8 protein-coding genes are annotated in these 12,142 nt (G+C 65.3%); 7 read left to right on the forward strand and 1 reads right to left on the reverse strand.

Annotation, left to right across the window (positions count from 1 at the left end):
• The first annotated feature begins 135 nt into the window (after nucleotides 1-135).
• Entirely contained in the window at nucleotides 136-2,406 is a 2,271-nt protein-coding gene (locus CNE_RS07565; protein ID WP_013956533.1) for a TonB-dependent receptor, read from the forward strand.
• Nucleotides 2,407-2,508: 102 nt separating this feature from the next.
• On the opposite strand, the gene CNE_RS07570 is transcribed toward CNE_RS07565, so the two are convergent.
• A complete protein-coding gene (locus tag CNE_RS07570; RefSeq protein ID WP_013956534.1) occupies nucleotides 2,509-4,074 on the reverse strand; it encodes an amino acid permease in 1,566 nt (521 codons plus the stop codon).
• A 489-nt stretch (nucleotides 4,075-4,563) separates the two neighbouring features.
• On the opposite strand from CNE_RS07570, the gene CNE_RS07575 reads away from it, so the two are divergent.
• The 6 genes from CNE_RS07575 to CNE_RS07600 all read left to right on the forward strand — a co-directional run bounded on the left by CNE_RS07575 (nucleotide 4,564) and on the right by CNE_RS07600 (nucleotide 12,103).
• Complete coding sequence (locus CNE_RS07575) at nucleotides 4,564-6,645, forward strand: 3-hydroxyacyl-CoA dehydrogenase NAD-binding domain-containing protein (protein WP_013956535.1); 2,082 nt, start codon at nucleotides 4,564-4,566, stop codon at nucleotides 6,643-6,645.
• Nucleotides 6,646-6,675: 30 nt separating this feature from the next.
• Nucleotides 6,676-7,320: a bifunctional nicotinamidase/pyrazinamidase gene (gene pncA, locus CNE_RS07580; RefSeq protein ID WP_013956536.1), complete on the forward strand. Its 645-nt coding sequence runs from the start codon at nucleotides 6,676-6,678 to the stop codon at nucleotides 7,318-7,320.
• 47 nt (nucleotides 7,321-7,367) lie between these two features.
• The gene (locus tag CNE_RS07585; RefSeq protein WP_013956537.1) at nucleotides 7,368-8,546 is read left to right on the forward strand and encodes an acetyl-CoA C-acyltransferase; all 1,179 of its coding nucleotides are present in this window, start codon (nucleotides 7,368-7,370) and stop codon (nucleotides 8,544-8,546) included.
• Nucleotides 8,547-8,846: 300 nt separating this feature from the next.
• Nucleotides 8,847-10,709 (forward strand): acyl-CoA dehydrogenase, encoded by a 1,863-nt coding sequence (locus CNE_RS07590; protein ID WP_013956538.1) that lies wholly within the window; start codon nucleotides 8,847-8,849, stop codon nucleotides 10,707-10,709.
• Nucleotides 10,710-10,755: 46 nt separating this feature from the next.
• Nucleotides 10,756-11,538: an SDR family oxidoreductase gene (locus CNE_RS07595; protein ID WP_013956539.1), complete on the forward strand. Its 783-nt coding sequence runs from the start codon at nucleotides 10,756-10,758 to the stop codon at nucleotides 11,536-11,538.
• Between the two features lie 127 nt (nucleotides 11,539-11,665).
• A complete protein-coding gene (locus CNE_RS07600) occupies nucleotides 11,666-12,103 on the forward strand; it encodes a PaaI family thioesterase (protein WP_013956540.1) in 438 nt (145 codons plus the stop codon).
• Nucleotides 12,104-12,142 lie beyond the last annotated feature (39 nt).

Raw genomic sequence — 12,142 nt, forward strand, 5'->3', positions numbered from 1 at the left:
TTGTGTTTTGATTTGTATCAATCTATAATCGCCCGCCGTTATGGATGACATGAATCAAAGCTTTCGCGCTGCCTGAACTTGTCTTCATGACCATGAATAGATCGAGTCAAGAAAACTACAAAGGGAAGGTAGATCGTGAAACAACAACAGGACACGTTCCGGCTGAATCCGCTGGCCGGGGCGCTCGCCGGCGCCATGGCAGTGTTTGCCATGCAGGGCGCTGCGGCGCAGGAGAGCCAGCCTGCCGCCGTGGCCGGTGCCGGCACCAAGCCCGTGACGCTGCAGAGCGTGACGGTGACTGGGGCGAAGGAGGACGGCTACAAGGTGGATGAGGCCCAGTCGGCCAAGTTCACCGCGCCGCTGCTGGATACCCCCAAGTCCGTCACCGTGGTGCCGGCACAGGTGGTACAGCAGACTGGTTCCAACTCGCTGCAGGACGCGCTGCGCACCACGCCGGGCATCACCTTCGGCGCCGGCGAAGGCGGCAACCCGATCGGCGACCGTCCGTTTATCCGCGGCTTTGACTCGATGTCGAGCATCTATGTCGACGGCGTGCGCGACACCGCTTCGCAGACACGCGACACCTTCAATATCGAAAGCATCGAAGTCATCAAGGGCCCGAGCTCGGCCTTTGGCGGCAAGGGCTCGGCCGGCGGCATGATCAACATCGTGTCGAAGCTGCCGACCAGTGAGAACTTCGCGCAGGGCTCGGTGGGCGTGGGCACGGACTCTTATTTCCGCGCCACGGCTGACGGCAACTACGTGCTCAACGACAATACTGCCGTGCGCCTGAATGCGCTGGGGTATACCGCCAACGTGCCCGGCCGCAACGAGGTCGACCAGAACTCCTGGGGCTTCGCGCCGTCCGTGACCTTTGGCCTGAATTCGCCCACGCAGGTCACGCTGTCGTACTACCACCTGCAGGGCAACGGCATGCCGGACTACAGCATCCCGTATTCCCGTCCTGCCAGCCAGTCGACCAAGGCCAGTCCGTCGCAGCCGGCCAGTGACGACCGCAACAATTTCTACGGCCTGACCGACCGCGATTTCCAGAAGACGCAGTCCGATATCGCCACGGCCACGGTCAAGCATGACTTCCGCAACGGCCTGGTGTTCAGCAACACCAGCCGCTGGGGCCGCGCCAGCAACAACTACATCGTCACCAACCCTGACGACAGCAAGGGCAACGTGCCGCGCGGCTTTGTCTGGCGCAATACCAAGAGCCGCGATTCGGCGACCGAGACGCTGACCAACCAGACCGACCTGAGCGCCAAGTTCGACACCGGCAGCCTCAAGCACACCGTGCTGTTCGGCTTTGAGTTCAGCCGCGACGATACCAGTAACACCCCATACAACGTGGTCTCGGCCAATCCCGCGGCGGCCGCGGGGATCTGCAATGCGTCGCTGGTGGCCAGCTTCGACTGCGCGCCGCTGGCCAACCCGAACCCGAACGACCCGTGGCGCGGCAGTATCACCAAGATGCCCGTCACCACCACCACGACCACCAACACGCAGTCGGTCTACCTGTTCGACACGGTGGAGATCACCAAGCAGTGGCTGGTCAACGGCGGCGTCCGCTACGACAACTACGACACGCACTCGTTCGCCAACGCGTACAGCAACCCGAACACTGGCGCAGCCGTGGCGCAGCTGGATGTCCGCAACAAGTCGCACTTCTTCAACTACCAGGCGGGCGTGGTCTACAAGCCGGTCGAGTACGGCAGCATCTATGTGTCGTACGGTACTTCGTCGACGCCGCCGGGCTCAACCAATGGCGACGGGGCGGACAACATTACCCTGGCGCAGCGCAACCTGGAGCCGGAAACCTCACGTTCGGTGGAAATTGGCACCAAGTGGGACCTGCTGGCTCGCCGTCTGTCACTGACCGGTGCGATCTTCCAGATCGAGAAGAACAACGCGCGGGTCGCGGTTGACGCCAACACCACGATCAATGCCGGCAAGCAGCGCGTGAAGGGCTTCGAACTGGGCTTCGCCGGCAGCCTGACCGACAAGTGGGGCGTGTTCGGCGGCTATACCTACCTGAACAGCGAGCTGATCGACAACGGTCCGCAGGCAGTCAACGCGGCCAACAACGGCAACCAGTTCCCCAATACGCCGAAGAACAGCTTTAGCCTGTGGACCACCTACCAGGTGCTGCCGGCGCTGACTTTGGGCGCGGGTGCGTACTATGTCGACAAGGTCTATGCCAACCCGGCCAACTCGCTGTATGTGCCGTCGTACTGGCGCTTTGACCTGATGGGCGCCTACAAGGTGAACAAGAACCTGTCGCTGCAGCTCAATATCCAGAACCTGTTCGACAAGACGTACTACACCAAGGCGCACAACCACTACGGCGCGCTGGGGGCGGGGCGCTTTGGCATGCTGACGGCGAACTTCAGGTTCTGAGGGGTACTGCGGCCGGAGTTCGGCAACCTCGGCCTGCGCAATCTGTGTGCTCCCTCTCCCGCTTGCGGGAGAGGGGGGTGAGGGCGGGGCGCCCCTACGAAGTCATGCCGGTGGTATGCCAGTGCCTGCCCTCACCCCCTGCCCCTCTCCCGCAAGCGGGAGAGGGGAGCGAACCGGCGGTTTCGGCAAGTCAAACGGCATATCGTCGTAATCAATCAGCCGTGACTTCTTCACGGCCCGGTAGCCCCACCACAGCGCGAGGAACGCCGGCACGCCGATATAGGTCGCCACGATCTCCGGCCACCGGTTCGGAATATCCGCAAACGCCTGGTAGTTCTGCCCGGCCACGATCACCACGCACAGCATCACGGTAAAGATGGGGCCGAAGGGATAGAGCGGCGAGCGGTACGCCAGCATGCCTACGTCATAGCCCTGGTGCACCAGCCCGCGACGGAAGCGGTAATGGCTGATGGCAATGCCCAGCCAGGCAAAGAAGCCGGTCATGGCCGAAGTGTTGAGCAGCCACAGGTAGGCCGCCTTGTTCCCGAACAGCGAACTGAAGAAACACAGCGCGCCCACGGCGGTGGTGGCCAGCAGCGCATTGAATGGCACGCCGCTCACGGTCAGCTTGCCGAACGCGCGCGGCGCGCGGCCGCTGACGGCCAGGCCGTAGAGGATCCGGGTCGACACGTACATGCTGGAGGTGCCGGCCGAGAGCAGCGCGGTCAGCACCACCGCGTTCATCAGCCCCGCGGCAAAGGCCAGGCCGGCGTGGCGGAACACCAGTGCGAACGGGCTCACGCCCACGTCGGTGACGTCGTTGCGCAGTAGGCTGGGATCGGTATAGGGAATCAGCACCCCGATGATCAGGATCGCGATCACATAGAACAGCAGGATGCGCCAGAAGGTCTGCCGGATCGCGCGCGGGATGGTCCTGGCCGGGTTCTCCGCTTCGCCGGCGGCCACGCCCACCGTTTCCGTGCCCTGGAAGGAGAAGCCCGCGATCATCGCCACGCCGATCATGGCCGGGATGCCGCCGACAAAGGGCGCGTCGTCCATGGTGAAGTTTTGCCAGCCCGACTGCGGGCCACCTTTCATGATGCCGAAGATCATTAACAGGCCCACGCCCAGGAACACGATCACGGTCACCACCTTGATCAGCGCGAACCAGTACTCGGCCTCGCCGAAGCCGCGCACCGAGAACGCATTGAGCCCGAACATCAGCAGCAGGAACGCGGCGCTCCAGACCACGCCGGGCATTTCGGGGAACCAGTACTGCATCACCAGCTGCGCCGCGGTCAGTTCCACGGCGATGGTCACCGCCAGGCTGAACCAGTAGTTCCAGCCCAGCGCGAAGCCGAAGCCTTCGTCGACATAGAGCGCGCTGTAGGTGACAAAGGAGCCGGCCACTGGCATATGCACCGCCAGCTCGCCCAGGCTGGTCATCAGGCAATAGACCATCAGGCCGAGCAGCATGTACATCAGCAGCGCGCCGCCGGGGCCGGCCTGCGCGATCGAGGCGCCCGAGGCCACGAACAGCCCGGTGCCGACCGCGCCGCCGATGGCAATCATGGTCAGGTGGCGGGCCTTGAGCTTGCGCTTGAGGTGGTCGTGCTCGACTACCGGGTGCTGGTGCTCGTGAGCGTGGGAATGTGAGGGGGAAGACATCAGGGTCGCTGGACCTTCCGCCGATCCGCATCTTGTGGAACCCGGACGGCAAAAAACGAAAAGCCGCGAGTCTACCGTGTCGGCCCGCGCGATTTGTCCGTGTCGGTCAAATAAAGTCCGATACTGGTTTAGAGGCGGCACTCAGTCGCACTCTGAAAGTGATCTATCAGGCACGTCATGGCGATTTGGCGCTGGGTTAGGTGCCCCCTCCATGCATCGCGATCAGGGGCGGCATTCGCGCCGCGCATGTCGCCGGAATAGTCCGAAAATTGAAATTGAACGACCGTGCTATTTTGTGTATGCTTGTTTCGCCCAAGCGCCGGAAGGCGTTGCGGGACGCGGGAAAGCGGCAGGTCGGGCGGAGGGTTTACCCGCCCATGACAGTCACCTCCCGCAGCAGTCGCCGGCCGCCGCTGGCCGCGCCGTGCAGTAAAAATTGAATTCGAGAATTCGAATCCCGAGACAACTTTTGACACCAAAGGAACCAGCATGACAGCGCAGTATCAGGTTCAGGACGGCGTAGCCGTCATCACGCTCGACAATCCCCCTGTCAACGGCCTGGGTCACAGCACCCGGCTTGGCATCGTCGAAGGCATGACCCGTGCGCTGGACGATGCCGCCATCAAGGCCATCGTCATCACCGGCGCTGGCAAGGCTTTCTCGGGCGGCGCCGACATCCGTGAATTCAATACGCCCAAGGCCATGCAGGAGCCGACGCTGCACTCGGTGATCCGCGTGCTGGAAGGCTCCTCCAAGCCGGTGGTGGCCGCCGTGCACTCGGTCGCCATGGGTGGCGGCCTGGAACTGGCGCTGGGCTGTAACTACCGCGTGGCGTCCAAGGGCGCGCAGATCGCGCTGCCGGAAGTGAAGCTGGGCCTGCTGCCCGGCGCCGGCGGCACGCAGCGCCTGCCGCGCGTGATCGGCCTGGAGGCCGCGGCAAACATGATTGTGTCGGGCACCCCCGTGCTGTCCGAGAAGTTCGCCGGCACCAAGCTGTTCGACGAGATCGTCGACGGTGACGTGCTGCCCGCGGCGGTCAAGTTCGCGCAGAACGTCGGTGCCGCCGCCGGCCCGCACCCCAAGGTGCGCGACCTGAAGGTGCGCCACGAGAACCCCGAAGGCTACCTGGGCTTTGCCCGCAACACGGTGGCCGCGATGGCAAAGAACTTCCCGGCGCCGCTGAAGTGCCTGGAAGCGGTGGCCGGCTCGCTCAAGCCGTTCGAGCAAGGCCTCAAGGAAGAGCGCGAGGGCTTCTTGTTCCTGGTGACCACGCCGGAATCGCGCGCGCTGCGCCACGCCTTCTTCGGCGAGCGTGCCGCCAGCAAGATCCCCGACGTGCCCGAAGGCACGCCGACCCGCAAGATCGAGAAGGTCGCCGTGATCGGCGCCGGCACCATGGGTGGCGGCATCAGCATGAACTTCCTGAACGCGGGCATCCCGGTCACCATCCTGGAAACCAAGCAGGAAGCGCTGGACCGCGGCGTGGCGACGATCCGCAAGAACTACGAGAACAGCGCCAAGAAGGGCAAGCTGACGCAGGAGAAGGTCGAGCAGCGCATGGGCCTGCTGAGCACCACGCTGTCCTATGACGACCTCAAGGACGCCGACCTGATCATCGAGGCCGTGTTCGAGGAAATGGGCGTCAAGGAGACCGTGTTCAAGAAGCTGGATGAAGTCGCCAAGCAAGGCGCGATCCTGGCCTCGAACACCTCCACGCTGGACGTCAACAAGATCGCCTCGTTCACCAAGCGTCCGCAGGACGTGGTCGGCATGCACTTCTTCAGCCCGGCCAACGTGATGAAGCTGCTGGAAGTGGTGCGCGGCGAGAAGACCGGCAAAGACGTGCTGGCCACGGTCATGCAGATCGGCAAGAAGATCAAGAAGACCGCGGTGGTGTCGGGCGTGTGCGACGGCTTTATCGGCAACCGCATGATCGAGCAGTACAGCCGCCAGGCAGGCTACCTGCTGGACGAAGGCGCGCTGCCGGAACAGGTGGACAAGGCCATCGAGAAGTTCGGCTTTGCCATGGGCCCGTTCCGCATGGGCGACCTGGCCGGCAACGACATCGGCTGGGCCATCCGCAAGCGCCGCGCGGTGGACAAGCCGGACATCCAGTACTCGAAGACCGCCGACCTGCTGTGCGAGATGGGCCGCTTCGGCCAGAAGACCGGCGCGGGCTGGTACGACTACAAGGCGGGCGACCGCAAGCCGTACCCGAACCAGCAGGTCAACGACATGATCGTGCAGCATTCGAAGGACCTGGGTATCACGCGCCGCAAGATTTCTGACGAAGAGATCGTCGAGCGCCTGGTGTTCGCGCTGGTCAACGAAGGCGCCAAGATCCTGGAAGAAGGCATTGCTTCCAAGGCCTCGGATATCGACATGGTGTACCTGACCGGCTACGGCTTCCCGCTCTTCCGCGGCGGCCCGATGCTGTACGCGGACCAGGTCGGCCTGTACAACGTGGCGCTGTCGATGAAGCGCTATGCCAAGGGCTACCACGGTGAAGCCTGGCAGGTCGCGCCGCTGCTGCAGAAGCTGGCGGACGAAGGCAAGGGCTTTAACGGTTAATACAGCCACACGGTTCAGCCTGGAGCTGAGATGAACACCACTATCGGACCGGACGATTGCCTGCTGGTGATCGACGTGCAGAACGACTTCATGCCGGGCGGCGCGCTTGCCGTGCCCCACGGCGATGAGGTGGTGCCCGTCATCAACCGGCTGGCGCGTGCGTTCGGTCATGTGGTGCTGACACAGGACTGGCATCCCGTCAGCCACGTCTCGTTCGCGGCCAACCATGCGGGCACGCAGCCGTTCCAGACGCTGACGCTGCCGTATGGCGAGCAGGTGCTGTGGCCGGTGCATTGCGTGCAGGACACGCCCGGCGCTGCGCTGCATGCGGGCCTGCACGTGCCGCATGCGCGGCTGGTGATCCGCAAGGGCCATCACGCCGATGTGGACAGCTACTCCGCCTTCCTGGAGGCGGACCGCGCCACGCGCACCGGGCTAGCCGGCTACCTGCGCGAGCATGGCGTCAAGCGCGTGTTCTGCGCCGGGCTGGCGACGGACTACTGCGTGGCCTGGAGCGCGCTCGATGCGCGCGCCGCGGGCTTTGCCGCCGCGGTGATCGAGGATGCCTGCCGCGCCATCGACCTGGAAGGGTCGCTGGCCAGGGCATGGCAGGACCTCGGCGCCGCCGGCGTTGCGCGCGTCACGTCCGCTGAACTGCTCAAGGGCCAGGGCTGAACCGAACCACCGAACTGAACGACACAAGAGATTCCGAGGAGCAAGACATGAACGAAGCAGTCATCGTATCCACCGCGCGGACCCCCCTGGCCAAGAGCTGGAAGGGCGCCTTCAACATGACCCACGGCGCCACGCTGGGCGGCCATGCCGTCCAGCACGCCATTGCCCGCGCCAAGATCGAGGCCGCCGAAGTGGAAGACGTGCTGATGGGCTGCGCCAATCCGGAAGGTGCCACCGGCGCCAACATCGCGCGCCAGATCGCACTGCGCGCCGGCTGCCCGGTCACCGTGCCCGGCGCCACCGTCAACCGCTTCTGCTCGTCCGGCCTGCAGACCATTGCCATGGCCGCCCAGCGCGTGATCGCCGATGAGGGCGACATCTTCGTCGCCGGCGGCGTGGAGAGCATCTCGTGCGTGCAGCAGGAGATGAACCGCCATATGGTCCAGGAAAGCTGGCTGCTGAAGAACAAGCCGGAAATCTACTGGAACATGCTGCAGACCGCCGAGAACGTGGCCAAGCGCTACAACATCTCGAAGGAGCGCCAGGATGAGTACGGCGTGCGCAGCCAGCAACGCGCCGCCGCCGGGCAGGAAGCCGACAAGTTCAAGGACGAGATCGTGCCGATGACGGTGCTGGCGGGCGTGGCCGACAAATCGACCGGCCAGCTGGTGACGAAGGAAGTCACCATCTCCGCCGACGAAGGCATCCGCGCCGATACCACGCTGGAAGGCGTGGCCAAGATCCGCAGCGCCGTGCCGGGCGGCGTGATCACCGCCGGCAATGCCTCGCAGTTCTCGGACGGCGCTTCGGCTGCCGTGGTAATGAACGCACGCGTGGCCGAGGCCCGCGGCCTGCAGCCGCTGGGCGTGTTCCGCGGCTTTGCCGTGGCTGGCTGCGAGCCGGACGAGATGGGCATCGGCCCGGTCTTTGCCGTGCCCAAGCTGCTGAAGAAGGCTGGCCTGAAGGTCGACGACATCGGCTTGTGGGAGCTGAACGAAGCCTTCGCCGTGCAGGTGCTGTATTGCGCCGATACGCTGGGCATCCCGATGGACCGCCTGAACGTCAACGGCGGCGCCATCGCCGTGGGCCACCCCTACGGTGTGTCGGGCGCGCGCCTGGTCGGCCATGCGCTGATCGAAGGCAAGCGCCGCGGTGTGAAGTACGTGGTGGTGACCATGTGCATCGGCGGTGGGCAGGGCGCGGCTGGATTGTTCGAAGTGCTCTGAAGCAGGGCACGGTCATGGCGCTGGTCCCATGCTTTGCATGGGACCAGGCAGGGCGCGTATGCGCCTTTTTTTGACCACAGCTTTACACCCGACGCCGGTTTGCTCCCCTCTCCCATTTATGGGAGAGGGGCGGGGGAGAGGGCGGGAGTCTCCACGGAGTGAAGCGTTCCGGCGCTTGCCATACGCCGGCCCTCTCCCCCAGCCCCTCTCCCGCAGGCGGGAGAGGGGAGCAAACCGGCGGTTGGTTAGAAGGCAACAAGAATTCACGGCGCGCCACGCAGTGCGCCGCATGGAGACACCATGTCGATGATCCTTTCCCGCCGCGACCTGAACTTCGTGCTGTACGAATGGCTCAAGGTCGACGAGCTCACGCGCATCCCGCGCTATGCCGATCACTCGCGCGAGACCTTCGATGCCGCGCTGGACACCTGCGAAAAGATCGCCACCGACCTGTTCGCGCCGCACAACAAGAAGAACGACCAGCAAGAGCCGCATTTCGACGGCGAGACCGTCAGCATCATCCCCGAGGTCAGCACCGCGCTGAAAGCCTTCTGCGAGGCCGGGCTGATGGCCGCCGGCCAGGACTATGAACTGGGCGGCATGCAGCTGCCAGTGGTGGTCGAGAAGGCCGGCTTCGCCTACTTCAAGGGTGCCAACGTCGGCACCAGCTCGTACCCCTTCCTGACCATCGGCAACGCCAACCTGCTGCTGACGCACGGCACGCCCGCGCAGGTCGAGACCTTCGTCAAGCCGGAGATGGAAGGGCGCTTCTTCGGCACCATGTGCCTGTCCGAGCCGCAGGCGGGCTCTTCGCTGTCGGACATCACCACGCGCGCCGAGTACGAGGGCGAATCGCCGCTGGGCGCGCAGTACCGGCTGCGCGGCAACAAGATGTGGATCTCGGCCGGCGAGCACGAGCTGTCGGACAATATCGTCCACCTGGTGCTGGCCAAGATCCCCGGCCCGGACGGCAAGCTGATCCCGGGCGTGAAGGGCATCTCGCTCTTCATCGTGCCCAAGTACCTGGTCAACGAAGACGGCTCGCTGGGCGAGCACAACGACGTGGTGCTGGCCGGCCTGAACCACAAGATGGGCTACCGCGGCACCACCAACTGCCTGCTCAACTTCGGCGAAGGCATGAAGTACCAGCCGGGCGGCAAGGCCGGCGCGATCGGCTACCTGGTGGGCGAGCCGCACAAGGGCCTGGCCTGCATGTTCCACATGATGAACGAGGCACGCATCGGCGTGGGCCTGGGCGCGGTGATGCTGGGCTATACCGGCTACCTGCACGCGCTGGACTACGCGCGCAACCGCCCGCAAGGCCGCGCGGTCGGCCCCGGCGGCAAGGATGCGGCCAGCCCGCAGGTGAAGCTGGTCGAGCACGCCGATATCCGCCGCATGCTGCTGGCGCAGAAGAGCTATGTCGAAGGCGGCCTGGCGCTGAACCTGTATTGCGCGCGCCTGGTCGACGAGGAAGAGGCCGCGGCGGCCGCCGGCGACGAGGCCGCGCATGCGCGCCTGGCGCTGCTGCTCGACATCCTGACCCCGATCGCCAAGAGCTGGCCGTCGCAATGGTGCCTGGAGGCCAACAACCTGGCGATCCAGGTGCATGGCGGCTATGGCTACACACGCGAGTACAACGTCGAGCAGTTTTACCGCGACAACCGCCTGAACCCGATCCACGAAGGCACGCACGGCATCCAGGGCCTGGACCTGCTGGGCCGCAAGGTGGTGATGAAGGATGGCGCGGCCTTCAAGCTGCTGGGAGAGCGCGTGCAGGACACCATCGGCGGCGCGCTGGCCGCCGGCGATGCCGAGCTGTCGCAGCAGGCAGGCGCCCTCGGCGCCGCCACCAGACGCCTGGCCGAGGTCACGCAGGCGTTGTGGAGCGCGGGCGACCACAACGTGACGCTGGCCAATGCCTCGGTCTACCTGGAGGCCTTCGGGCACGTGGTGGTGGCGTGGATCTGGCTGGAGCAGGCACTGCTGGCGCAAGCCGCGCTGCCGCGCGCGAACGGCAAGGAAGACGAGGACTTCTACCGCGGGAAGCTGGCCGCGGCGGCTTACTTCTTCCGCTGGGAGCTGCCCAAGGTCGGCCCGCAACTGGCGCTGCTTGAATCGCTCGACCGCACCACGCTCGACATGCAGGACGCGTGGTTCTGAGCGGCGCTCGCCCATCCCCGAACACTACAGAACGAAGGAAGACAATATGCGTACCATCCAGCAACTATTTGACCTGAAGGGCAAGACCGCGCTGATCACCGGCGGCTCGCGCGGGCTTGGCCTGCAGATTGCCGAGGCGCTCGGCGAGCAGGGCGCGCGCGTGGTGCTGTCGGCACGCAAGGCCGATGAGCTGCAGGCGGCGCAGGCGCACCTGAAGTCGCTCGGCATCGAGGCCGACTGGATCGCCGCCGACGGCTCGCAGGAGTCGGAGATCGCGCGCCTGGCGGACGAAGCCATCGCTAAACTGGGCCACGTCGACATCCTGGTCAACAACGCCGGCGCCACCTGGGGCGCACCCGCCGAAGACCACCCGGTCGAGGCCTGGGACAAGGTAATGAACCTGAACATCCGCGGCCTGTTCCTGCTGAGCCAGCGCATCGGCAAGCTGTCGATGATCCCGCGCCGCTATGGCCGCATCATCAACGTGGCGTCGATCGCGGGCCTGGCCGGCAACCCGCCGGGCAGCATGGAGACCATTGCCTACAACACCTCCAAGGGTGCGGTGGTCAATTTCACGCGCACGCTGGCGGCCGAGTGGGGCGAGCACAACATCACCGTCAACGCGCTGGCGCCGGGCTTCTTCCCGTCAAAGATGACCAAGGGCTCGCTCGAGCGCATGGGCGTAGAGGCGATGTGCGCCGGCGTGCCGCTGCACCGCCTGGGCGACGACGAGGACCTGAAGGGCGCGGCTCTGCTGTTTGCCAGCGACGCCGGCAAACACATCACCGGCCAGATCTTGGCGGTGGACGGCGGCGTCAGCGCGGTCTGAGCCGGGCCAGGGGCATTCCGGACATGACGCACGGCGCGGCTTGGCGGAATCCCGGATTGCCCTCAAACTTGGGGCCGGCGCGAGGCCTCGGCCTCGCCGGCACCTAATTCTCGGACTCGCAATTGCCATGAACCAGTTCAAAGGCCCCCTGACCCACATTCCCTTCCTCGCCGACCTCGGCGTGACCTGCAACCTTGCCGAAGGCGGCCGCAGCGAGATCGCGCTGCCGATCGAGAAGCGCCACCAGAACAGCTGGGACATGGCCCACGGCGGCGTGATCATGACGCTGCTCGACGTGGCCATGGCGGTGGCCGGCCGCAGCAGCGACGCGGATGGCCGGGGCGTGGTCACCATCGAGATGAAGACCAGCTTCATGACGCCGGGGCGCGGCGCGCTGACCGCGCGCGGCACCACCGTGCACCGCACCACCACCATGGTGTTCTGCGAAGGCGAGATCGTCGATGCCGACGGCAAGACCGTGGCGCGCGGCTCGGGCACCTTCAAGTACATCCGGCGCATGCCGCCGCAGCGCCCGGGTGAAACCGATACCGGTGCCGACGGCTGAGCGCCGGCACCGATGCAGCAGACGGGGCAGCGCGGCTGT

This window comes from Cupriavidus necator N-1 (assembly GCF_000219215.1).
GTDB lineage: Bacteria > Pseudomonadota > Gammaproteobacteria > Burkholderiales > Burkholderiaceae > Cupriavidus > Cupriavidus necator.